The sequence below is a fragment of the Paenibacillus glucanolyticus genome (assembly GCF_037333485.1).
Taxonomy (GTDB): Bacteria; Bacillota; Bacilli; order Paenibacillales; family Paenibacillaceae; genus Paenibacillus_AQ; species Paenibacillus_AQ glucanolyticus.
Genome location: NZ_CP147845.1, coordinates 5,148,115 through 5,172,567, shown reverse-complemented (window position 1 = coordinate 5,172,567; position 24,453 = coordinate 5,148,115). Strand labels below are relative to the sequence as shown.

The window sequence follows — 24,453 nt, the reverse complement described above, 5'->3', positions numbered from 1 at the left end:
ATGGCTGATCTTGGGCAGACGAGTGTCGCTGCCCATGGATCAGCCATTTTTTTGCGTACAGGTTACATCTTAATTGTCACTCTTCGGGTTATCAGTCGGATCAGAATAAGCGTTATCAGAATGACAACGAGGGAGCCAATAAGAGAAACTGGCAGCGTGACGGAAAGGTCTGTTGTGACCGGCAGCCACTGTTCCCATATGGAAGAGAGCTCGAATTGCCACAATGCATCCATGAAGCTGATCAACACGAGGGCTACGGCGATCATCCCCAAGCCGCGAATCCAGCCAAACCGGTAAAATCCGGATCCGATCATCCATCCCATCAGATAATAGATCAAGATTTGCACGCCGAAGGAGACAAGTGTCAGCAGCCAGCTGTTATCAAACGTCTGCAGCAGCGAAGTACTTCCCGCATCTTGCGATGCAAACATCAAGGCAATCTGCTGAATCAGAGCTGTGACAACCGGAAATGCCAGGGATAGATAGACGGCCGCCAAGGCAGCTCCATTAAAGAATTCCTTGCGCGTAATCCCGTGTCTTACGTAATAGCTAAGAAAGCTGTAGGCCGAAATAATGCCGATAACGAGCATAAATCCTTTGGTTGAGCGGTAAGCGATGGAGAAGAAGTCCTCCTCCGCGAATCCTTCGCGAACATTGACACCGATGCTGGAGCCGATGCCGACTCCAAAATAGATTAGCAGCACAATAGATAGAAATCCCAACGCCCAGCTGCCTTGCTGCACAAACATATCTCTCGCTACTTTGGTTACGGCCGAAGACGTCTTATTCATGCGGTGTATTCCTCCCCCGTAAGATGGATAAACAAGTCCTGGAGCGAGATCGGACCGAGCTCAAGTCCAGCACGGCGTGCGGCGATTAGAGATTCCTCGCTTAACTCCCCGTAGATCATGACGGATTTCGTAGAGCCGAGCTGCTGTACGTTGAGCACGTTCATGCCCCGGATGAATTCATCCACTTTTGCCGCCATACCTGTAATGGATACGCCCCTGGATGTGAGGCTTTCGTAGTCCTCATGCAGCACCAATCGGCCTTTATGAATGATAATGACTTCTTCAAACAAATAGTCCATTTCAGAGACCAGGTGGGTGGAGAGGATGAACGTCCGAGGGTGACGCGCTTGATCCTCCAACAGCTCCCGGTAAAAAATTTCACGAGTCGGCGCATCCATTCCGAGATAAACTTCGTCCAGAATGGTAACGGGCGATCGGCTGGCGAGACCGATGCATACGTTAAAGGCGGATTGCATCCCTTTGGAGAGCTGCTTCAGCTGTTTATTCAGGGGCAAATTGAATTTACGGGCAAGCTCAAGGCCGTAATCGATATCAAAGTGAGGCCGGTATCTGGCTATCGATTCAAATGTTGATTTTATTTTGTCCGACTCGTCTTTATAGTCAACATCGTAGATGAAGGAGATTTCCTTCATCATGTTTGCATTTTCGAAGGGCACCTCGCCGCCAATCGTAACCGATCCCGAGGAGGGCGTGCGATAGGAAGCCAGGACGGACAGAAGCGAGGTTTTACCTGCGCCATTGCGCCCGAGGAGACCGTAAATTTTGCCTGCCGGGAGAGAGAAGGAAACATCCCGGACGGCTTCGACGCCGCCGTATGCCACCGATACGCGGTCAAACTGTACATCAAGATTCATGGGGGTCACTTCCTTTTAACTGGGTTATGATTTGAAAAAGCTCATCCGTGGACAAACCGAGTTTGTCTGCTTCCTGCACCATGGGCAATACAAAATCATCTGCAAATGCGCTCATCCTCGTTTGGAGCAGCTTCTCTTTCGCTCCTTCTGCAACAAACATGCCGACACCTCGCTTTTTGTAAATAAGTCCGGAATCAACGAGGAGGTTGATCCCTTTCAGCACTGTGATGTGATTGATTTTGTAAAATTGGGACAGCTGCGTTGTGGAGGGAACCTGCTCACCTTCAAGCAATTGATCGTTTACGATCTGGTCCTCGATCTTCTCCTTGATTTGGATGAACAGGGGCTTGTTATCCGGATGTACGGTACCGCTCAATAAGAATCACCGCCTTGCTTTCATGGCCTGTTAAGGTTATATGCTTATATATATAACTATATAACCAGAATGTGAATGGGATGTCAAGCACGCCTGCGAAATATCGTTGAACAAAAAAAAGAAGACCCATGTTCAATACATGAGCCTTCTATCGATACCCTCTTATTTTTGTATTTCTCATTTTATCGCTTCCAAATATTCATGGGATTCCACAGGAGGGAGCTTGCCCCGTTTCAAATCCCGTATCGTCAGTCCGAAATCGATTTGCAGATGCGGATAATCGGGAAAGTTGGCCCAATCGCCGCCCCACTGGAAGCCTAAATGTTTTGCAATCTCCACAACCTCCATCCAGTCAGCCTTGCCGTTTCCGTTCCCGTCATATTCCATGTCCCAGATGACGCTGCCGTCCTTTTGCTTCAGCGCAAAATCAATAGCTAAGCCATAATTATGCAGTGATTCGCCTGCCTTGGCGTTGGTCACTATATTGCCCGCTGTACTGCGGCCCTGATTGTAAATTCGGGTCTGTTCCTCATGGCTTCGGTACCCATCGGTAATGACGATCGTAATTCCTTTTTCCTTGGTGAGACGGACGAGTTCGTTCTTTTGCTGTAACACGTAGGGGTGGAGCTGGGTAACTTTAGGGGTTTCTTTATGATTAAAATCAAAATCGAGATCGTTGAAAATTCCCGGTATCGAGGTTTGCAGCTGCATATAAAATATGGCAAGTAATAGGGCAACAATAAGGAATAGTGTCGTTTTTTTGCGTTTAATCATGCGGATTCTTTAATCTACCTACTTTCGTGCTTGGCGTAAGGTCACTCGTAACTTCAGTCATCCTCTATTATATCGGCATCCCGCCCTGTGATCCAGCAGACCTGCCTGATGACCATATATCAACATGAATAGAAATTCATGGTTGAACACATTCTATTCGTAAAACGGAGGCTATCCGAAAAAAGGGGAATCGTGATGAGTCATATTCAAAACATGTCCATGAGACTTAACCAGCTATCCAGTCAATTGACCGCTGCAGGGCAGAACGGCCGTTTGGATGAAGTTGGGTTGATTGTCAGCGAGCTCAGCCAGATCTACACCGAGCTTCAGAACTTACAGGCTGCGGTTACACCTGAAACCTCTTCCTCCGCCCGGCAGGAGCTGGTGAATTGTCGTATCGTGCTGCACGGCATGATGGATGCTGTGCAGGATATCCGAACTGCTACGGCGGAGCAGTATCGGCAGGTGCTGGGCGAGAACAAAACGGTGTTTGAGCAGCTGGATGAGGCCGCTCAACAAAGCGAATATTCGCAAGCCTATCAATATCGTCTGGCGTTTAAGCAGATGGATGAAGTCAGCCAGCATCTCCATCAGCTGGATGGATCGATGCTGGATACGGGATATCAGCTCGAGCGGGGAGCGATGGCTGGTGACACTCTGAACGGAGCCGTCCAGAGTGAGGATTTGACCCTTGGTACAGACGAGGGTGGAGCCATGATGTAAGAGAGAGCGGACTGCACGCGAAAGAGTGTGTCCCCGTGCTGCAGATTTGGAAGGTATCCGCATGTCATGTCCTGCGGAGAGTTTAGGACCCGAATTGCGATAAGAGCGAGTGCGTTAACCGCTGAATTCTGGAAAGAGTGTTCTCCAGTAAAGCTGCAGATCCTGCCACAGGATACTGGCAGCTTCTTTTTTTTAGGATTGAAAGAAAACTCTTTTTTAATATATAATTAAGGAGAAAATATTCTTTTTGTGTTAGTTTAGAGAGAAATGAGGGACGTGGAATGGCAAGAGTAGGCCCGAGACTGAATCAATCCAATACACTGCTGATGATATCCAGCATCTATTCTTCTCTGACCAAGACGGAGAAGAAAGTAGCTGATTATGTAAAAGCTTATCCGGAAGAAACGGTACTGGCAACTGTAACGGATTTGTCCGAGAAAGCGGGAGTTGGCGAGACCTCCGTCATCCGATTTTGCCGCAAATTAGGATTCAGGGGCTTTCATGAGTTTAAGCTCTCGGTGGCGCAGGATCTGGTGGATCGCCCTCCGTCTGTGATCGATACCTCCATCGATGAGCAGGATGACATGATGACCGTTGCCCGCAAGCTGACGTTGCAGCATGAGATTCTGCTGAAGAACACGCTGGATCTGGTCAATACGGATAATCTGAAAATGGCGGTGGATAAGCTGTTAGCCGCAAACAAAGTGTATGTCTATGGCGTGGGTTCATCCGGTATAACGGCCCTGGATTTGCACTATCAGCTGATGAGACTGGGGCTGAATGTGGAAGCGCACCGGGACTCGCACATTATTGCGATGTCGGCTTCTTTGCTGAAGAAAGGGGATCTGGTTTTTGCGATTTCGACTTCAGGCAGTACGCGCGATCTGGTCGATCCAGTGAAGGAAGCGAAGAAGAATGGCGCGGATGTCATCTGCTTGACCGGTCATCTCCGTTCTCCGATTGCCACTTACGCCGACACGGTTCTTCTGGTGTCTTCACGCGAAATGCCGACGGAGGGCGGGGCGCTGGCGACAAAATTCATGCAGACGTATATGCTGAACATTCTGACCACGCTCTTAACGATGAAAAAGGTGGATGCCTCAGAGTCGCTGGAGAAAACCGCGAGGTCGGTTGTAGATAAGCTGTACTAGTGAATCGATCCCCGGAATCGATTCACATACGCGCTTAGGGGTGCCGGACAGAAGGAGCTATTGGATTTTTGATCATAAAAGGGAGTGAAGGGAGTGTTTCCTGGCGATGAGTTACGCGATCGGCGTTGATATTGGGGGGACGAAGGTCCAGTTTGCCGTCATCGATAGAGAAGGGAATATAACGAACCGACATCGGGTGCCAACCGAGGCGAATAAAGGACCGGAGCAGCTTATGAACAAAGTGCTGCTTGGCATCGACATGATGATGGAATCCATTGATCAAGAAGAAGAGATTCAGGGCATCGGCATCGGTAGCGCCGGTCAAATCGATTACCGGGAAGGGACCGTTCGATATACGGGAGATACGCTGCCGGACTGGACGGGGACAGCCATTAAAGAAATGATCGCCCGTCGCTACAACACTTCGGTTTATGTTGACAATGATGTTAATGTCATTGCGATTGCCGAGAAGATGTACGGTGTTGGCAAGGATTGCGACCATTTTGTATGTCTTGCGCTGGGCACGGGAATTGGCGGTGCAGTCATGGAAGCGGGCCGTCTTATTCGAGGTGTCTTTGGTGGAGCGGCCGAGCTGGGTCATGTCAGTATTGATATTAATGGTCCCCGCTGCAGCTGCGGGAACAATGGATGCGTTGAGTTGTATGCATCAGGCAGCGGGATTGCCAGACTGGGTCTTGAGATGCAGCGTAATGGAAGCGCTTCATATGCGTGGAGGCCTAATGCCCGGGACATTATTCAGGCTTGGCATCAGCATGATCCGTCTGCAACGCAAGTGATGAGAATCGTCATTCGGGCACTCGGTTCCGCTATTGCAGGGTATATACATACATTTAATCCGGAGGCTGTTGTTGTCGGCGGTGGCGTGGCGCAGTCCGGTCCCCGTTTCTTGCAGGCACTCGATCAGGAAGTCAACGCAAGAACTTCTTCATATATGAGGGGGTGCTGTCGTCTGATTCCGGCTAACTTTGGAAGTGACGCAGGTGTGATCGGAGCAGCCGCTCAAGTATGGCATTACGGAGAGTCATCTTGTTCGCAGTATATGATATAAAAGAATTATTACTCCATAATTTTATTATTAAATAAATATTTATTTTTTGATTACGGGTATGCCATTGAAACGTGAAATCATATGCGGGGCAAGGATTATTTTGATAATCCTTGCTCTTTTTGCGTTTTTATAAAAATATAAATTAGAAAATTAAGGATTGACTAAAGAGAAAATATCCATTAATTTTTGTTTAGAAGGATTTTTTCTTCAAAATGAATTGTAAAATCCATGACATGTTGGAGGGTGAGTCATTTGAAGAGGCACTATAGAAAGAAGACGTTTCACGTTATGCTCCTGTTATTGTTAGCTTTCACGACCGTATTGAGCGCATGTTCCGGAGCTGGCGGCACTGCCGGAAAACCCGGCGAGGGCGGTAAGGTGGAAATTCAGTTATGGAGCTCTGCTACAGCAGAAAACGCGAAGCCGATTGAGAATGCTATAGCGAAATTCAATGAAAGCCAGGACGACATCGTAGTCAAGACACTCAGCAACCAGGATCATCAGAAACAATTAACCGCGATTTCAGGGGGCAGTGCTCCGGATATCATCGTAACGCAGTGGAATAATATCGGGCCGTGGTCCGCTGCCGGTGCGGTACAGTCCCTAGAAGAATTCATCAAGCGCGACGGTTATGACACCAGTCAGATCATTCCTGCGGCGCTGGATCGCATGAAGGTCAATCATGAGATATTCGGTCTACCGATCTCTATGAGCATGGCCAACAAATTGTTCTACAACAAACAAGCGTTTGAGGAAGCAGGGCTGACAGCTCCGCCGGAGACGCTTGAAGAGCTGTTCGCATATGCGAAGAAACTGACCAAGAAGGATGCTAAAGGAAACATCACGCAAATGGGCTTTATACCGGATTACCCTTGGATCGATAATGTCTTCTGGCCGATCATCTTCAACGGTTCATGGGATGACGGCAGCGGGAAGCTGACGGCGAACCAGGAAGCGAATGTGAAGGCCATCGATTATCAAATGAATTATTATCGGGAATTCGGGCAGGAGAGCATCGATAAATTCAAATCGGGCATGGGCGGCCTCGAGACTCCGCAGGATCCGATCCTGACCGGCAAGCTGTCCATGATTATCGGCTGGGAGAACTGGTATGTGGAGCATCGCGGCGAGGATAAGGAAGTGGGAGTAGCACCATTCCCGTATCCGGCGGCGAACCCTGAGCTCAAAGGCTCCGGCATGGTCAGTCCGATTGCCATGTTCATTCCGTCCAAGGCGAAGCATCAGGATGAGGCATGGAAGGTGATGCAGTACCTGCTCGGTGAGGACGTTCAGATTGAATACAGCATTGAGTTCGGTTCCATCCCGGTTCTAACGAAAGCACTCGATAATCCGAAGCTTACGGAGAATCAAGAGGTGAAGGAACTGTGGGATTATTATGAAAGCGCTAAAAACCCGAATTTGAAGGGCTTCCCGAACAGCATCTACATTAACGAATACTTGCAGACCTTGAACGAAGAGACGGAGAAGGCACTCAAAGGGCAGATAACGGCCCAGGAAGCAATGGATAATGTCGTGAACAAAATGCAGCCGATCGCAGACAAGAAATAATCCTGATGATGCAAGGAGCGGTGAGCACGATGGTTTAGCAAGCAAGCCGCTCCTTTTGCATGCTGTTGTTTTTTCACTTGGAGGTGAATGTCACATGGAACGTTTGGAACCCCGGAGCGGTATGAGAAGCAGGGAAAGGAAACGGCTGTTCATCGGACTTTTATTTTTAAGTCCCTGGATATTCGGCTTCCTGCTCTTCCAGCTCTATCCGATCATCACGTCATTGTATTACAGCTTCACGGAGTACAACCTGTTTACCTCGCCTCAGTGGGTCGGACTGGATAATTATGCGGATATGGCCCAAGACGGCAAGATGCTCTCATCTCTGTACAATACCGCATTCATGGCTTTGTTCGGATTCTTTCCGCAGCTTGCGTACGCACTGGGCATTGCTCTGCTGTTGAATCAAAGCGTAAAAGGACTGTCCCTGTATCGGACGATTTATTTCCTGCCCACACTTGTCCCGGCTGTAGCGGGGTCATTGCTGTGGATTTGGCTGCTGAACGCGCAGTACGGTCTGGTCAATCAGATGCTGGGTGCGATCGGCCTGCCGGAGCCGAACTGGCTGATGGACGAGAACTGGACCAAGCCTTCGCTGATTTTGATGGGTTTTTGGGGGACCGGAACCATTACGATCATGTATTTGGCGGCACTGCAGGAAGTGCCCAGGATGTATTATGAGGCCGCTTCCATTGATGGAGCGAACAAATGGCACAAGTTCTGGCATATCACATTGCCCGCCATCTCGCCCATGACCTTCTTTCAGCTCATTATGGGGCTCATCGGCTCCTTCCAATATTTCTCCCAAGGCTATGTGTTTGCGGAATCAAGCAACCAGGCCATTGGCGGACCGGGGAACTCGATTTTGTTCTATGCGATTTATTTGTTCCAAAATGCCTTTATGTTCCTGAAGATGGGGTACGCTTCAGCCATGGCATGGATATTGTTTGTGATTGTCCTGCTGCTGACCCTGTTAATCTTCAAGACATCCAGCAGGTGGGTTTTCTATGGAGGTGAAAAATAATGAACACGGCATCCATCGGCAGAAAGATCCTCCCGCATTTGCTATTGATCATCGTTGGTCTGCTGTTTCTGGCACCCTTTGCGTGGCTGCTGCTGACGACCTTCAAGACGGAGGATGAAATCTTTGTCATTCCGATACAATGGATCCCCAAGGAATGGATATGGGATAACTACGTGAATGCGGTCAGCATGATCCCGTTCATTAAATACACCTGGAACACCGTCGTGATTGCCTTGATGAGTGTTGCCGGCGTGGTCCTGTTGTCACCGCTGGTGGCGTACGGCTTTTCGCGAATTCAATTTAAAGGCCGAAACCTGCTGTTTATCCTGATGCTCAGCACGCTGATGCTTCCCATGCAGGTAACCATGATACCGCTGTATGTTGTATTCAACAAAGTTAATCTGCTGAATTCCAACTGGCCCCTGGTGCTGTCCGCGTGGTTCGGTACGGGAATGGCATACAATGTGTTTTTGATCCGGCAGTTTTTTAACGGCATTCCGATGGAGCTTACCGAATCTGCCAAAATCGACGGTGCGTCGGAGTTTCGCATCTATGCCCAAATTGTGATGCCCCTTGCCAAGCCGGCCCTTCTGACAATCGGACTGTTTACGTTTCTGGCCGCATGGGGCGATTTCCAGGGAGCGTTGATCTATCTTAACGACCAGGAGACATGGACACTGTCTATCGGGCTTAAGCAGTTTATTCGGGAGAATGGGGTGGCATGGGGGCCATTAATGGCAGCCGCTACGCTGTTTACGATTCCGATCATCATCCTGTATTTCTTCGTTCAGAAGAAGTTTATCGAAGGTATTACCATTACGGGGCTGAAGTAAGCGATCGATCACACATTTCATTCTAAAACAGATGTAGGAGCTAATTATGAGGCGAATGATTACAGATAGAGGATTAGTGGTGTCTTGTCAGGCATATGAGGGTGAGCCGCTGTTTGGGCCTCTGCATATGGCCGAAATGGCGAAAGCAGCCGTGCTCGGCGGCGCAATTGGCATTCGGGCCAATGGGACGGCCGATATTTCCGCGATTAAAGCGGCTGTTAACGTTCCGGTTATCGGCCTGCTGAAACGGCAGGTCGAAGATTATCCTGTTTACATCACGCCGACTCTGGAGGATGCCCTTGCTGTCCATGAGGCAGGCGCCGATATCGTGGCCATGGACGGGACGCGGAGGCCGAGACCGGATGGAAGAACACTGAAAGAGGTTGTGGAGGAACTGATGGGTCAGGGGATCCATGTGATGGCAGATGTATCCACTTTGGAAGAGGGGTTATATGCTGCCGATTTAGGCGTTCACTATATTTCCACGACGTTGTCGGGGTACACCTCGTACAGTCTCGACACCCATAAACCGGATATCGGATTGGTTGCCCGGCTGGTGCAGGAAACGCGGCTCCCCGTTATAGCGGAGGGCAGGTTTACCAGCGCAGATGAGATGATTCAGGCTCTCAATGCCGGTGCCAGGTTTGTTGTGGTCGGCAGTGCGATTACACGCCCCCAGGACATTACCGAGCGTTATCGGAAGTCGATTGAAGCTGCAGTGGATTTGAACTAGGGAAAGCGCAGGGGGAGTAACACAGCAAAGATAAAGATACTTGAAGGCATGTAAGGAGGTGAGATGACGTAACGGAGTGAGCCTGCTGTGCCGGCAAGGATATAGGGAGAATGAAATAGTCCGGCACGATGAAGAGTGGTGAGCGATCAGGAAGATTGATATGAGGAGGGTAATTCAATATGCGTTCTATAAAACAGCGGATATCCTTAGCCATGATGTTGGTCATGATGTTCTCGATTGTTCCCTTAACGTATGCAGACGAGGCTCAATCGGGAGTTCGAAATCTGGCAAGAGATGCAACCTACACTTGGTCGGAAGCTCCCGAAAGTGCTTATCCCGATCCGGGAAACAAGCTGAATGACGGAATACACGGAACTCGCAACGTGCTTGATCCTGCATGGGTCGGGCATCTTCGCAAAAAAACGCGGGAGGTCGTGTTTGATCTGGGCGAACCCAAATCCATCTCGGGCATTAACGCGCGTTTTTTGCAGGATTGGCCGGGTTCAGCGATTCTGTTTCCCTTAACGGTATCGATGTACGTCTCGGACGATAATGTTCACTGGGCGAACTTGACGAATAAAGCAACACAGACATTATGGGTGGATGGTCCGCCTGTAGATGAAACTTACGCTTGGGATAGTCAAGCAGATGGTGTACCCGGTTTTGATGAGGTGGAGTTCGCTTATGCGCGTTATGTGAAGGTGACCTTCTCTATGCATACAAGAGCCTGGACCTTCATCGATGAAATCGAGATCACCGGTACGGATGGCAAAGCTTCCGGCGCGGTCCAGCTTCCGGCGCAAGACTTCAACTATTTGCAGCCGGGAGAGGCAACTGCGGGCATTCATAATCTGTCCCTCTTGTACAATGGACAGTATGCGAATGGGGAAGGTGACTGGAGCAAGGAGGAGATCATTCCCCAGATCAGTTACGTGAACCAGGATGGAGAACCGGTGGATTGGCTCTTTGACGGGGTTCTTACGCTCGGGTTGATATCGCCGGATGGGCGTGACTATGGCGGCGGCGCGAACCTGAAGGACTGGAATTGGTACCTTGACAAAACGTTTGACGCGGATGGTGAGATGTACCAGCTCAATGAAGCCACCAAGGAGGTAGGAGTCAAGCTGGGACAGCCTGACCACAAAACCAAAGTCGTTGTAATGATCCCGGATACAGGTGAGTATCAAACCGACTTTGGTGACGTGGACGGAGATGGAATCTCCGAAAACTTTAATGGCGGGGCTATTGGCGAGGAGTCGGCCATGGCGAACAGGCAAAAGGCGATCCGCTGGTGGATGGACGAAGTGCTGCAGCGTTGGGACACTAACCAATACTCGAACCTGGAGCTGGTCGGTTTATACTGGTTGTCCGAACAGGTAAGCACAAGCGCTTCCGGACCGGATATGCTGAAATATGTGAATGGCCAAATTCATGACGAAGGACTGAAGTCTTTCTGGATCCCTCATTTCTTGGCTTATAAGAGTTATATGTGGGATGAGGTCGGATTTGATGCGGTGGCATTCCAGCCGAACTATTTCTTCGAAGACATGGGTAATGAGCGTCTGGACGATGCGGCCTACACAGCCAAACGGTTCGGAATGGGCGTTGAGATCGAATTTGACGGACGGATGTTGAGCGATCAAGTATTCCGTAACCGGTATAAGGAATATCTGGACGGAGGCGTAAAGTACGGGTATATGAAGGATGCGTTCAAAGCGTATTACATGGGCTCCGGTCCGGTGTTGAGAGATGCGGCGACAAGCCAGGATCCGGATATCCGAATGATGTATGACTGGCTGTATCAGTTTGTTAAAGGGACGTACCAGCTGGAAAATACCGGTTCTCTGCACCTGAAAGGGCTGGTGGATCAACTGGAGCAGGCAGGTGAATTTGCGAACCAAGGGGCTGCCCGTTCGCTGGTTGCAAAGTTGGATTCGGTCATCCGCTTCGAAGAGAAAGGGAACAAGAAGCAGGCAGCCCACCATTTGGACGGCTTTATGAAATTGCTGGATAGCCATAAGCAGAGTGGGGCGGTATCGGCCAGAGCCTATCCCTTGCTAAAGGCAAACGGCGAGTATTTGGCAAAGCATTTGCAGTAGCCTTTGACGGAAAATATGTTTGATGCCAAGCGAGCATGCATGGGGAAGCGGCAGAAATTTCCGCTTTTAGCCGGGAATGATGTGAAGGGAGCCCAAGGTATTCAGGGTTAATGGCCGTGGGCTCCTTTAAGATAAATCAGGATATTCGCCGTCAACAGCGATCGGAAGAATCTTCGTCTCGCAGCGTCCTTATAACAGACAAAGGGGTCGCCCTCAGGTCAAGTGACTGGGACGGCCCCTGTTTATCGTTAGATCGCTAATTGATTTTACGCTTTCCGCCAAACCTCGATGGCTTGATGCAGGCGAGACAGTGCCTCTTGAACGGTGGCGCGCGTACAAGCCAAGTTCATGCGCATAAAGCCCTCGCCATCCTTGCCGAAGGAAGCGCCGCTGTTTAATCCAAGCTTGGCCTCGTGAACCAGGAAGCGGGTCAGCTCTTCGTGGGACAAGCCCATCTGCCGGAAATCGATCCATAGCAGGTAAGTAGCTTCCGGCATAAATACCTTCAGCTCAGGCAGGTGCTCTTGTGCGTAATTCCGAACAAGCTCCATGTTCCCGCGAATGTATACCAGGAGCTCATCCAGCCATGGTTCGCCCTCACGATAAGCGGCCTCGGTGGCAGCAGCACCCATTGGTGTGATAGAGCCGATGGAGTATCGGTTCAGTATTTTACGGAACTTGCTGCGCAGCTGGGCATTCGGAATGATCATGTTCGCCGTATTCAGGCCAGCGATATTAAACGTCTTGCTCGGTGCGGTGCAGATGATGGAACGCCCCTCGGCATCCTCCGATAGAGCTGCGAATGGTGTATGGCCGCCTTGCTCGAATACAAGGTCCGCATGGATCTCATCGGATACAACGAGTACATCATATTGCTGGCACAGGGAGGCCAGACGCTCCAATTCCTCTTTGCTCCACACCCGGCCCACCGGGTTGTGCGGACTGCACAGAATGATCATTTTGACATTGCCGGTAGAGAAGCTGTTCTCCAGATCCTCAAAATCCATCGAGTAATCCCCATCTTCGCTCAGGCGAAGCGGATTATGTATAAGCTCACGCCCATGCTCCTGTACGACCCGGTAGAACGGCGGATAAACCGGTGTCTGGATGACGACTTGGTCACCTGGCTCGGTGAATGCATCCACGATGAGGCTGAGTGCCGGAACCACACCCGGACAGAATTGAATCCATTCCTGCTGGATCGTCCAGCTGTGGCGGTTCTTCATCCAATCAGCAATGGCCCCCCGGTACGACTCGGTCGGGAAGGTGTATCCGAACACACCGTGTTCCACCCGTTTATGGAGTGCCTCAATGACAGCCGGCGGTGCTGAAAAATCCATGTCCGCCACCCACATCGGGAGCACATCGGGCGCGCCGAAGACGGTGGGAACGTTATCCCATTTCTCACAGGCGGTTCGGTTACGGTCAATAGCAAGATCAAAGTTCATATGTAATTTCCTCCTAGTCAGAGCTGAATTAGCGGTTAAGCTATAAATTTGGCTAATGTGATTAAGCCGGTAATCGTAATTACGTTTAGTATGGTCGATATCAGGACGGTTTGTGCAGCAAAATCAGGTTCATTTTGATATTCTTCCGCCAGAATGGATGAATTTACCCCGACCGGCATGCCGGAGGCGATAATGAGCGCTTGAGCCGGGATGCCTTTGAGCCCGAGGAGCAGTACAATCAGAATGCCGATCGCAGGCGCAACCAGAAGACGCAGCAGAACGCTCAGATATACATCAAGGCGGCGCAGGCGAAGCGGATATTTGATAATCTGTGCGCCCAGCGTCAGCAGAGCGATTGCCACCATGGATTGGTCCGCATACGTAAGCGGCTGTGATATAAAGACCGGGAGCGGCAGAGCCAGGGCATGCAGCAGAATTCCGATGACAAGGGCATAGGGTACGGGCATTTTCAAGAAGCCGATAATGGCTTGTTTGTATAACCCTTCCGTCTTGGCGCCTTGAATGGAAATAACTCCGTACGTGAACGTAAGGAGGCTCTGAAAGGACATGATGAGCGCTTGAACCGAGCCGGCCATCGGATCGCCCTTGAAGGCCAGATCATTGATCGGAAGGCCGTAATTGCCCGAGTTGTCCAGCAGCAGGCTATTGGTAAACGCAGCCTTCATACCCCGATTGAACCTGCGCTGTTTGGCAACCAGCGTGCTGATCAGGTAGAGGACACCGATATAGAGCGCATAGAACAAGGCCACCATGCCCAGCAGCTGCGGCGACATCTTGGATTCATACATACTCATAAATACGGCTGCAGGCGTAATGTAATAAAAGTTGATCTTCGCGAGTGTGTACAAATCGAGCTTAAAGGCATATTGCATAATGATGCCAAAGCCTATCAGGACAAAGATGGGGAGAACCACTTCGAGTAAAATGTCGGCGATCATGCTGTAGTCATCTTCTTTCCATGAGTGTTACCTTAAGGTGAATATCCGGCTGTTCGTGTTAGACCATGTCATTATATCATGACCTTGCAGTGTTGACACTTGATTCCGTATGGAAAACAGAATCGGGATTCCACCAACCTATGACCATCGCTAGTTATGTTCGCATTACGCAAAAAGGGTGCTCCCGTGGCCAGTGGCCAGGAAACACCCTTGAATCAATATAGCAATATAACGCCAGCCTCAGCGCGTCTTTATTGCGGGTTTGTTGTCCAAATCCCGGCGGATTTGACAAATACCCGCTGCGGCAGCTTGAGTGCCGCCAGCACAAGCTCGGCCACATCTTCCGGCTGCATCATCCGGTCCTCGTCCCCAATCTTAAGACCGGCGTTAACGGCAAGATCCGTGTTGACGGTGCTTGGGGTCAGGGCGGTTACACGGATGTTATGTTTGCGTACCTCCTGCAGTACGGCTTCAGTCAGTCCCATAACGGCAAATTTAGAAGCGTTGTAAGCAGAGCCTGTGGCAAAACCACGCTCTCCGGCCGTGGAGGAGATGTTGACGATATCTCCCTTGTTGTGCTCAATCATGCCAGGCAGCGCTGCGCGCAGCATATAATAAGTGCCCATCAGATTGACATCAACGATGCGTTTCCATGCTTCCGGCTCCATATCCAGCAGATTCCCAAACTGGGCAATCCCCGCATTGTTAATCAGAATGTCCACCGAGCCCAGCTCCATGTTCACCGCGGCAAAAGCTGCCTCTGCCTCACTTTGCACAGAAACATCGGCAACAGCAGCTACCGCTCTGACGCCATATTGTTCTACAATCAGGGCGCTAAGCGGCTCCAGGTCCGAGGCAGTGCGGGCAACGAGCCCAACATGCACGCCTTCCTTGGCAAGAGCGATGGCTAGGGCGCGGCCGATCCCTTTACCTGCACCCGTTATCAGGGCTGTTTTATTTTTTAGGCTCATGACCTTCACTCCTTCACATAAATAAAAAATATGGTTTCGTTGACCAGTATACCCTGATCCTATACCAACTACCAAATGTGGCGATCCATCGACTGGGAATTTGTTATAATCGTAGCAGCATGAAAGCATGAAATATATAACCGTTCATTTGATTACAGGAATACAGGAAGTGGAGGATCAACTATGCTGCACGCACTGGATGCCATTACCGCTATTCGTCAGGGGGATGAGACGGCTGCAAAGCCTCATTCGTGGCTGATGAAGCTGGTATCGGCTGAAGAAAGAATCGTGAACCTGGAACGAATTACATCCATCGGACAATTGGCAGCGGCAAACCCTGTGCTGGATTACGTAGAACGCACGTTAAAGATACTGGATTCACTGCCTGTGTCCTATTGGATCAAGGAACTGCTGGAGGAAGTGCTGATGTGGGCTGAAACCGCCAAGGGCGGAACCATGCGGGATCGCCTTCGCTGGCAGCAGTCAGGGGTCAATTTGTTCCTGCATAATATCGGGTCTGCCCAGCTGTATGAGAGACATATCCGGGATACCGGAGGCGTCATGACCCCGCATGAAGAGATGGTCCACACACTCATTCTTACCCATGGACTGGTGGGTCAACACATTCGGGGAGAGGTGCCTTTTGAGGAAAACCTGCCCCTGCTTCAGTTGGTGGAACAGGGACAACTGACAGCGGATGAGCTGATCCGGCTGCTGATCCCTCTAAACCACTGCATCGTCGGTGCCGTATCGGAAGAGCTTTGGCATTCCGTTCAGGAAGAAGTCACGGCGCTCATTCGCCGTCTCGCAACTGGGACGCAGCCGAATAGGTGGACGTATGAGGACCGCCTGCGCCGTCTTCGAACCGCCTCCATTGCCCGGGGCGAGGACTTCGACCGGCAGCTGAGTCAGATCCGTCAGCAGACGGATTTGACGCATGCGCTTCACGGATTTCAGAATATGACGCTCTGGTATGTCGAAGCCGCATTGCAGGATTACTCACTGGAAGAGTTTATGAAGGTTCTTCTGCTTGCCCTTCACCCGAAGAAGTTGTACAGGGAAGACCAGGGATTGGAGAGGCAGCAGGAGGAGGTGAATCCGGGTTCTGTGAGCCACTTAAGCTTCGAACCGTTGATGAACGATATGTATTACGATTATAAAGGCGTTAAGAAGCTGAACGTATACAAGAAAAGAATGATTGAGCAATATTTGCGCCAAATGGATTGGAATACTTGCCTTCATGGGCCAGCTACCGTCAATCCTCATCTGAGTCACCGGATTGAACGGAAGCCGGAGCTGCCGGACACGGTATTCTTTACCTTTGAATTCTCTCGTGCGGCCGAGAAATTAATCGAGTTCTGCATCGAAGCGGAGAAGTCTCCACTCTATGAGAAGGCGGTGCTGCTGCTGTTCGACCTGTTCGGGTTGCGCCGGGATGCGTATGACCGGTTTCATAATGAAGAGAGTTACTTGAACGATATGAACAGTACAGGCGATTACAAGAAAGTGATTCTGGATTATATCACGGGAGAGGTTGTGCTTGATATTGGTCCTGGCGGCGGCGTGCTGCTGGATCTGATGGAGGAACAGCTGCCGCATGTGCGTCCGGTCGGGATCGACATATCCTCGAATGTGATTGAAGCTTTGGAGAAACGCAAACGTCTGGAGCATAAGCCATGGGAGGTACTGAAGGGAGATGCGCTTCGTCTTAGGGAATATGTGGAGCCGGGCAGTGTCGACACTGTAATCTTCTCCTCGATCATTCATGAGCTGTACTCCTACATTGAGATGGACGGCTTCCGTTTCAATAGGGCTACGGTAGAGGCGGCATTATTCAGTGCCTACGAGGTGCTTAGACCTGGCGGCCGCATCATTATCCGGGACGGGATTATGACCGAGCCGGTGGATACGATGAAAAGGATCCGTTTCCGGGAAGCGGATGGTCTGGAATGGCTGCTTCGGTATGCGTCCGACTTCAAGGGACGAGAGATTGTTTACGAGCAGCTGGCTCAGGATGAAGTGCGTTTGCCTGTGAACGATGCGATGGAATTTTTGTACACCTATACTTGGGGAGCCGAAGCTTATGTTCATGAGGTGCAGGAGCAGTTTGGCTATTTCACGCCTTCACAGTACGAAGAATGTATACGTAAGACATTAGGAGAAGAAGCGATTATCCGGGTCCAGCAGCATTATCTGCAGGAAGGGTATGCGGAAGCATTGGCCGATCGTATTGTGTTCATGGACGAGGAAGGTCAGCCGGTGAAGCTGCCCGACAGCACCTGCCTGTATGTCATAGAGAAACCAGCCCATTCGTAACAGCTGATTACGGGTGGCGACCTAAAAAAACAGGACCCGTACGCATAATGAATGCGTCGGGTCCTATTCCGTTTGTTTATGGCAGGACTGGAAGGGAGATCTCTATTCCTGCTTCTTAGGTTCCGGATAGTCCTTGCCGAGTGTATCTACCGTCACTTTTTTCATGACGGGAACCTCCAGCGGTTTGTCCATCTGATCCCGCTCCAAGCCCACGATTTCCTCTGCAACCTCCATTCCTTCAATAACCTTTCCGAAGGAAGCGTACTCCGCATCCAGGGATGGCGCATCCGCCACCATGATGAAGAATTGCGAGCCGGCGGAGTTTGGATCCTGTGCTCGTGCCATGGACAGGACGCCTGTTGTATGCTTCAGGTCATTCTGAAATCCGTTGGATGTGAATTCTCCGGCAATCTCGTAATCGGGTCCGCCTGTTCCATTTCCATCCGGGTCGCCCCCCTGAATCATAAAGCCGGGGATGACGCGGTGGAAGCCTGTCCCGTCATAGAAGCCTTGTTCCACCAGCGAGATGAAATTGTTTACCGTATTCGGTGCAACTTCAGGATAAAGCTCCAGCTTTATCGTTTTGCCGTTCTCCATCTCAATTGTGACGATGGGATGACTGGCGTTCGGGTCAGGAACGTTCTGCTTAACTTCCGTCTCCTTCGGCGGCTCCGTTTCGGGAGCTGCCCCGTTCGAGGTGCCGGTGCCGCCCGCAGCGCCACCTTCGGTACCCTTGTCATTCTGGCCGCATGCCGTCATTACGAGCAGTAATGCAAGTACTACAAATAGAGCGGGCATCCAGCGTGTTCTACGTTTCAACATCTTTGACTCCTCCTGTGCTATTCCTAATCAAGCCTTAAATATTTCATCTGAATCATATCTTAACACAGGTTGGACAAGTACTGAAAATCGAAAACATAGAGTATACATTAGAGAAGCATTTATCGGCAAATCTTCACGGAACACAGACCCTTTGTTTTCTGCAACTTAAAATAAGAGCCTCGGGACTTGGCATCAGTCCGGAGGCTCTCGCAAGAGAAGCTGGAAGGGATAAGCGCTTATTTTGCCGGGAATATGCCCTCCACTTTGTTTAAGGGAAGCAGAATTCGCGAACGGTTTTTGTCCTTGGCGAGCAGCTCAATAAAATCGGCTCCGATTCTGACAAGCCGGATCCGATTAAAGGCGCCGCGGGTAGGGAAGGTGGTCCGTACCCCCACAAGTACCGTTCTCATTGGCGGTTTGACGTCAAATACCCGGATCGAATTGAGACTGGAGGGCACGAAGAGCTCACCTTGTACCTTAACAAAATTTTTCGGGAATACCCGCTGCAATCGCCCGGGCTCTAACCCGGTATGGGGAGCGTTGATCTCTACCAGATGTCCGGTTAAGGAAGCCAGTCGCTGCTGCAGCGTGATTTTATGTCCTCCATGATGGATCGGCAATCCTTTCATCTTAATCATCATCCTTCCAGGGTCGTATGGTGTAGTGTATGTTGGAAGGTATGGCAGGGGTGAAAGAAGAGATTCACGTTTCCATCATGTTGATCATAAAGTTTTAGGATGAGGAGTCGTTTCCGCGGTTACTGGTTTCACTGCCATCGGGTTTCTCGTGTTTGATGCTGTCAGGAATGGGAATGCTGTCCGGGTATGAATCTTCCTTAAACAGACCAAATTCCTCATCAATGTCGCGTTCGGTCACTAAACGTTTGTTCTCGTCAGGTTGCTTCTTCATCGGCTGTTCCTCCTATTAAATCAAGTCTTTGAAAAAGGTAGCGGCTGGTATAAGAACTGATAGTTTGACCCATACTGGTTTACTATAAAGATGGATGTATGGGAGGCATAGGCATGGAAAGAAAGGGAAATATATTAACAGCACTCATATGGGGCACGCTGATCGGCATTTTGCTGTGGATGTCCTTTCTCGGCTGGCTGGATATCATATTCGGAAAATAGATGGATAGCAGAAGACCCGCCTTCTCATATAGGAGAGGCGGGTCTTCTGCTATTACTTAATCCTCCTCGCCATGACTGCCGTTCAGAAGATCAATTCCGTGCATGCCTTCATCTGGCGGTGCTGCAGGGTCCACCGGGCTATTGGCCGAGATGGCGTCCGCATCCGGTATATCTTCGAGCGGCATATATTGATCCGTTTCAGAGGGGTAATCCTTAAATATATCCTGATTAAGAAATGCAGTCCCGCTGCCGGTTAATGCAGCGTCGGCCGCAACCCGCTGCTCCCTGTCCCCAGCGTACTCCGCGATGACTTCATCACCGGGACGAGTAGGGGGCTCTGCCTCAATGGCCCGCCATTCCCGATCAGCCACATCATCCGCGACATCCCGGTTGACGGTTTCGTGGACTGATCGATCCGCCTGCAGTCGGTCCGTTTCTTTGATTCCCGCAGACGAAGAGATCCTCTCGCCGGCAATCGTCCGCTGATCGGGCTCAGCACCGGTAGCCTCCCACGCATCGATGGCGCTGCGATCGGGATTCAAACGTTCCTCGGGTTTCGCGTCCGCAGGAGCTGCTTCATTCAGATCGTATGCGATATGATCCGCATGCTCACTGCTAAGACTTTGCTCCGTGTAGGTGTTCACATCCCTCAGATCATCCTTCGGAATCATGTCCGCATCCTCTACTCTTCGACTGGCCTCAAATTCCAAATATGTCAAATCCGCTAGCGTATTACGATTGTTTTCATCTCGCATGTTGCACAGCTCCTTCCTTCAATCCATATGAAATAATTTTTCTATACTTCGACTTTACCCGCTGAAACAAGAATGAATCCCGAAACGTCCAGGTTATGGTGGACCAAGTAAGTGTTAGCATGCCCTGTCATTCCGCGTATTATGAAAATCCTCAGAATAGGAAAATGGACGAAAGAGTAGCTAAGCAGGAGGAAATAAAGGATTTTATGGGGTATATGCGCTTAATTGCATAATGAATTTTATAATTGATCCCGCTATAATCAAAAAAGTGATTAACGGCCCCGACAATTCTGAGAGTGGATTGTCAACCATTACAATAGAATGGAAGTGATTATGACTTTGTTTCAATGGATTAAACAAGGCTTCTTTGGCAACTCGCGCAAAGATATTTTATCCGGATTGACGGTAGCATTTGCGCTCATACCCGAAGCGATTGCGTTCTCGATCATGGCGGGCGTGGATCCTATGGTGGGGCTCTATGCCTCCTTCGTGATTGCTGTCAGCATTTCGTTTTTTGGCGGGCGTCCAGGCATGATTTCTGCGGCGACAGGGGCCATGGCATCGTTGATGGGACCGCTTGTGGTTCAACACGGGATTGAGTATTTATACGCGGCAACCATTCTCACTGGGCTCTTGCAGATGGTGATGGGAGCGCTCAAATTCGGACGTTTTATCACATTTGTTCCCCAGCCGGTCATTACCGGATTTGTGAACTCGCTGGCAATCATTATTTTTCTGGCCCAGCTTCCGAATTTCAAAGGGGAATCGTGGCCCATGTACTTGATGGTGGTCGGAACGCTGCTCATTATTTATCTGCTGCCGCTGGTGACCAAAGCCGTTCCATCCGCACTTGTTGCCATTATCGTGATGACGATCATCGCCGTTTGGTCCGGAGCGCCTGTCCAAACGGTGGGAGACATGGGCAACATTACGCAGACCCTTCCGTTCTTTCATTTACCGAATGTAAGCATCAGTTTGGATATGATCCTGACGATACTGCCTATCTCTCTTGCACTTGCGGTAGTCGGGATAACGGAATCGCTTCTGACGGCTTCACTCGTGGATGAGATGACGGAGACGGGCAGTGATAAGAATCGTGAAATTCGTGGTCAAGGTCTCTCTAATGTGATTACTGGATTTTTCGGCGGTATGGCAGGATGCGCCATGATTGGGCAGACCGTCATTAATGTAAAATCGGGAGGGCGCACCCGATTGTCTACTTTGGTATCCGGTGTGTTCCTGCTATTCCTCATCATTGTACTGGGGGATGTTGTGAAGCAGATTCCTATGGCCGCTCTTGTGGGCGTGATGTTCATGGTTTCGATCGGTACGTTTGAATGGGGATCTCTCCGCACGCTTCATCGGGTGCCCTTAGGGGATGCCATTGTCATGCTGGCAACAGTGATCATTGTCGTTGCAACACATAACCTGGCAATCGGGGTCATGATTGGCATTATTTTAAGCGCACTGAATTTCGGCTGGAAGATGGCCCGTATTCATGCGGTTCCGCACACGCAGCCGAATGGAACGAAGGTATATGAGATCCGGGGGCAGCTATTTTTTGGAACGATGATGTATTTCGTAGACCTGTTTAATGTGAATGAGGATCCGGAATGTGTTGTGATTGATTTCTCCAAGTCCCATGTCTGGGATCAGTCAGCTACGAACGCCATTTCCAAGGTAGTGAACAAATACAAGGAAGCTGGAAAAGAAACCACCCTGGTTGGTCTTAATGAGGAAAGCCAGCGGATGGTTGATAAAGTTGGTCTTGCCTCGAGCTCTGCGCACTAATGATGCAAGGGACTGCTCTTAAACCTTTAGGTTACGGGCAGTCCCTTTTTATTTTGCCATATGGTAATAAAATTTTACGAACGCAACACCCGTTTCATGTTATATTGATTGTAAATGGACACGAAGTTTGTCGAATTAGACATAGCGAGGAAGGCAACGCATTTTTATTGACTATGATAACGGTTAGAGGTGCTGACTAGATGAAGGATATGCCCAAATACATATTCCTGCTGGTGCTGCCGCTGCTGCTGTTTATATCCATGATGTCACCGGAACAAGCGGACGCATACGATGCTCAAATCTTGATCCCCGACTGGCAGTATATGCGGGATCTGGAACCACAGGACGTCGTTTCGCCAGCCAATATCCAGGATCCAGGGAGATGGGTAGAGGGAAGACCAGATGAAACGGGGCCCCCAAAGTCAGATGGGGTATATTCGGCATGGAATCGTTTTACCTTGCCCAAGTTTCCGTGGAGCCAGTCCGCTATCATGATTGATCGCATTAAGGGACAGAATGTTATAGTTTTTCTGGAGAATGAGCTGTTATACGAAGCCAAGCGAGACTATATGTATACAAACCATTCGCTGCTTCTCCCCATTCATCCGGAGGACGCCGGAAAGACCATTTACCTATGGATGAGCGGCGTCAGTGATATAACGCTGGGCATTGACAGCAACGTCAGACTTGGCGAATATGACCAACTGCGGGGAGCGTTCATCAAGAACGACCTGGAAGATTTCATATTGGGGAGCTCATTTCTGTTTATTGCCGTGGTGATGTTCTGCTGCTGCCTGTTTCTTCCGAAGCATACGGTATCCAGCTGGCTTGCACTTAGTGTGGTGATACTGGCAAGTGGGGCCTTGCTTATTACGTACTCCCCTTTCTTGTATACCTTCTACGGTGATCTCGGAAATGTGTGGGTTACGGCATTTGATGTTGCGCTTTTAACGGTGCTGCCGGCGATGTATTATTATTTCGAAAAAATATATGGTTCCGGTCCTTATCGTCTGATTCGATATTGCCGAAGGTTCCAGATGATCTATTCCCTGGCTTGTGTTATATTCCTTGTCGTGAACTTGCTTAGCGGCAATCAGTTCTATGACATTTATTATCTCGTCTCGGTGCAAATTCTCGGCGTCCTGATTATTCTGCAGCTCCTGCTGCTGGTTGGAACCACGATTCTCTATGCTTCCAAGCGGAACAAGGATGCTTATATCTTTTCATTTGGCTTTGGTATCATGGCGTTAACAACGCTGGGAGATTTGCTGGCCTTCTATTATAAAGACCAGAAATATGATTTTTTTCTATGGAAATGGGGCGTTATCGCGCTGATTGTTTCCCTGATCGTTATGCTTGGCCGCAAATTTGTTCGCAGTCATGAGCAAGTGGTCCAATATTCCCGGAAGCTCGAGATGTTTAATAACGAACTCCAGCGTTCGGAGAAAATGGAGATCATCAGTGAACTGGCCGCCTCGGTTGCACACGAGGTTCGCAATCCGCTGCAAGTGACGCGCGGCTTCATGCAGCTTTTGTCACAAAACTCCAAGGAGACCGAGAAGGAGTACTTTGGCTTGGCGCTGAAGGAGCTGGACCGGGCGTCCGCCATCATCACGGATTTCCTCACCTTTGCCAAGCCTGAATTGGAGCATGAGGTCAAGCTGAATGTGTATGAGGAGCTTAAGCACGTGAAAGGAATCCTGCTTCCGCTTGCGAATCTTAGTGGGGGGACAATCAAGCTTGATGATACCAAGGATTTATATATTAACGGCAACTCTTCCAAATTGAAGCAGGCGATGATTAACATCGTCAAGAACAGCATAGAGGCATTGGATGAAGAGGGGATTATTCGCATCTGGGCGTATGCCGAGTCGGAAGAAGTCGTGATTCACATTAAGGATAATGGAATTGGCATGGACGACCGTGATCTGGAAAGACTCGGTGAGGCTTATTTCTCGAATAAGTCCAAAGGGACGGGGCTTGGATTGATGGTTACCTTCCGGATCATTGAAGCGATGCGTGGGACCATCCATTTTATGAGCGAAAAGGGGAGTGGAACCGAGGCTGTTATCCGGTTTCCGGCTGCGAATGTATCGCAACCAGAGTAGCTGCACCATGAGGAGATGTCCCAAAAGCAGATTTGCTCACTGGACGAACAGCCTTACCTCACCCATCTAAAATGAATTACAGAGACATGGCGGTGCTAAAGGGATAATATCCTGGCACCGCCATTCTTATTTTACG

The 24,453-nt window shown here is 49.9% G+C and carries 22 protein-coding genes; 11 read left to right on the top strand and 11 right to left on the bottom strand.

Annotation, left to right across the window (positions count from 1 at the left end; genetic code table 11):
- Positions 1-62: 62 nt before the first annotated feature.
- From WDY75_RS24325 to WDY75_RS24310, 4 genes are all read right to left on the bottom strand, one after another.
- On the bottom strand, positions 63-791 hold the full coding sequence (locus WDY75_RS24325) for a hypothetical protein (protein ID WP_063478815.1): 729 nt from the start codon (positions 789-791) through the stop codon (positions 63-65).
- Entirely contained in the window at positions 788-1,666 is an 879-nt protein-coding gene (locus tag WDY75_RS24320; RefSeq protein ID WP_063478816.1) for an ATP-binding cassette domain-containing protein, read from the bottom strand. Before WDY75_RS24320 ends, WDY75_RS24325 begins: the two co-directional genes overlap by 4 nt.
- Positions 1,656-2,042, bottom strand: a complete 387-nt coding sequence (locus WDY75_RS24315) for a GntR family transcriptional regulator (RefSeq protein WP_006208666.1) — start codon at positions 2,040-2,042, stop codon at positions 1,656-1,658. The genes WDY75_RS24320 and WDY75_RS24315 overlap by 11 nt, the downstream gene beginning before the upstream one ends.
- 177 nt (positions 2,043-2,219) lie before the next feature.
- A complete protein-coding gene (locus WDY75_RS24310) occupies positions 2,220-2,816 on the bottom strand; it encodes a M15 family metallopeptidase (RefSeq protein WP_063478817.1) in 597 nt (198 codons plus the stop codon).
- 195 nt (positions 2,817-3,011) lie between these two features.
- On the opposite strand from WDY75_RS24310, the gene WDY75_RS24305 reads away from it, so the two are divergent.
- From WDY75_RS24305 to WDY75_RS24270, 8 genes are all read left to right on the top strand, one after another.
- The gene (locus WDY75_RS24305) at positions 3,012-3,539 is read left to right on the top strand and encodes a hypothetical protein (RefSeq protein WP_063478818.1); all 528 of its coding nucleotides are present in this window, start codon (positions 3,012-3,014) and stop codon (positions 3,537-3,539) included.
- 281 nt (positions 3,540-3,820) lie between these two features.
- Positions 3,821-4,690 carry a MurR/RpiR family transcriptional regulator gene (locus tag WDY75_RS24300; RefSeq protein WP_006208669.1) on the top strand — a complete coding sequence of 290 codons (870 nt, stop codon included), beginning with the start codon at positions 3,821-3,823 and terminating at the stop codon, positions 4,688-4,690.
- 106 nt (positions 4,691-4,796) lie between these two features.
- Positions 4,797-5,759: an ROK family protein gene (locus WDY75_RS24295; protein WP_338841036.1), complete on the top strand. Its 963-nt coding sequence runs from the start codon at positions 4,797-4,799 to the stop codon at positions 5,757-5,759.
- 252 nt (positions 5,760-6,011) lie between these two features.
- Positions 6,012-7,328 carry an ABC transporter substrate-binding protein gene (locus WDY75_RS24290; protein ID WP_036641285.1) on the top strand — a complete coding sequence of 439 codons (1,317 nt, stop codon included), beginning with the start codon at positions 6,012-6,014 and terminating at the stop codon, positions 7,326-7,328.
- 94 nt (positions 7,329-7,422) lie between these two features.
- Complete coding sequence (locus WDY75_RS24285) at positions 7,423-8,352, top strand: carbohydrate ABC transporter permease (RefSeq protein ID WP_063478819.1); 930 nt, start codon at positions 7,423-7,425, stop codon at positions 8,350-8,352.
- Positions 8,352-9,185, top strand: a complete 834-nt coding sequence (locus WDY75_RS24280) for a carbohydrate ABC transporter permease (protein WP_006208673.1) — start codon at positions 8,352-8,354, stop codon at positions 9,183-9,185. The genes WDY75_RS24285 and WDY75_RS24280 overlap by 1 nt, the downstream gene beginning before the upstream one ends.
- A 46-nt stretch (positions 9,186-9,231) precedes the next feature.
- The gene (locus WDY75_RS24275) at positions 9,232-9,918 is read left to right on the top strand and encodes an N-acetylmannosamine-6-phosphate 2-epimerase (protein ID WP_040680339.1); all 687 of its coding nucleotides are present in this window, start codon (positions 9,232-9,234) and stop codon (positions 9,916-9,918) included.
- Between the two features lie 179 nt (positions 9,919-10,097).
- Positions 10,098-12,017 carry a DUF4855 domain-containing protein gene (locus tag WDY75_RS24270; RefSeq protein WP_063478820.1) on the top strand — a complete coding sequence of 640 codons (1,920 nt, stop codon included), beginning with the start codon at positions 10,098-10,100 and terminating at the stop codon, positions 12,015-12,017.
- Between the two features lie 266 nt (positions 12,018-12,283).
- Here the strand turns inward: WDY75_RS24270 and WDY75_RS24265 are convergent, their stop codons facing one another.
- The 3 genes from WDY75_RS24265 to WDY75_RS24255 form a co-directional block, all read right to left on the bottom strand.
- Entirely contained in the window at positions 12,284-13,465 is a 1,182-nt protein-coding gene (locus WDY75_RS24265) for a MalY/PatB family protein (RefSeq protein ID WP_063478821.1), read from the bottom strand.
- Between the two features lie 35 nt (positions 13,466-13,500).
- A complete protein-coding gene (locus tag WDY75_RS24260; protein WP_036641293.1) occupies positions 13,501-14,424 on the bottom strand; it encodes an AEC family transporter in 924 nt (307 codons plus the stop codon).
- Between the two features lie 251 nt (positions 14,425-14,675).
- Positions 14,676-15,395, bottom strand: coding sequence for a 3-ketoacyl-ACP reductase (locus WDY75_RS24255; RefSeq protein WP_006208678.1), 720 nt, complete (start codon positions 15,393-15,395; stop codon positions 14,676-14,678).
- Between the two features lie 183 nt (positions 15,396-15,578).
- Here WDY75_RS24255 and WDY75_RS24250 point away from each other — a divergent pair, with 183 nt between their 5' ends.
- The gene (locus WDY75_RS24250; protein WP_063478822.1) at positions 15,579-17,711 is read left to right on the top strand and encodes a class I SAM-dependent methyltransferase; all 2,133 of its coding nucleotides are present in this window, start codon (positions 15,579-15,581) and stop codon (positions 17,709-17,711) included.
- A gap of 102 nt (positions 17,712-17,813) precedes the next feature.
- Here the strand turns inward: WDY75_RS24250 and WDY75_RS24245 are convergent, their stop codons facing one another.
- From WDY75_RS24245 to WDY75_RS24230, 4 genes are all read right to left on the bottom strand, one after another.
- On the bottom strand, positions 17,814-18,533 hold the full coding sequence (locus tag WDY75_RS24245) for a peptidylprolyl isomerase (RefSeq protein ID WP_063478823.1): 720 nt from the start codon (positions 18,531-18,533) through the stop codon (positions 17,814-17,816).
- A gap of 236 nt (positions 18,534-18,769) precedes the next feature.
- The gene (locus WDY75_RS24240) at positions 18,770-19,162 is read right to left on the bottom strand and encodes a hypothetical protein (protein ID WP_063478824.1); all 393 of its coding nucleotides are present in this window, start codon (positions 19,160-19,162) and stop codon (positions 18,770-18,772) included.
- A gap of 103 nt (positions 19,163-19,265) precedes the next feature.
- Positions 19,266-19,442, bottom strand: a complete 177-nt coding sequence (locus WDY75_RS24235) for a hypothetical protein (protein WP_006208682.1) — start codon at positions 19,440-19,442, stop codon at positions 19,266-19,268.
- A gap of 277 nt (positions 19,443-19,719) precedes the next feature.
- Positions 19,720-20,418: a hypothetical protein gene (locus tag WDY75_RS24230; RefSeq protein WP_006208684.1), complete on the bottom strand. Its 699-nt coding sequence runs from the start codon at positions 20,416-20,418 to the stop codon at positions 19,720-19,722.
- Between the two features lie 333 nt (positions 20,419-20,751).
- Between WDY75_RS24230 and WDY75_RS24225 the strand changes: the two genes are divergently transcribed.
- Together WDY75_RS24225 and WDY75_RS24220 are read left to right on the top strand one after the other, a co-directional pair.
- The gene (locus WDY75_RS24225) at positions 20,752-22,209 is read left to right on the top strand and encodes a SulP family inorganic anion transporter (protein ID WP_036641300.1); all 1,458 of its coding nucleotides are present in this window, start codon (positions 20,752-20,754) and stop codon (positions 22,207-22,209) included.
- 200 nt (positions 22,210-22,409) lie between these two features.
- On the top strand, positions 22,410-24,317 hold the full coding sequence (locus tag WDY75_RS24220; protein ID WP_063478825.1) for a sensor histidine kinase: 1,908 nt from the start codon (positions 22,410-22,412) through the stop codon (positions 24,315-24,317).
- Positions 24,318-24,453 lie beyond the last annotated feature (136 nt).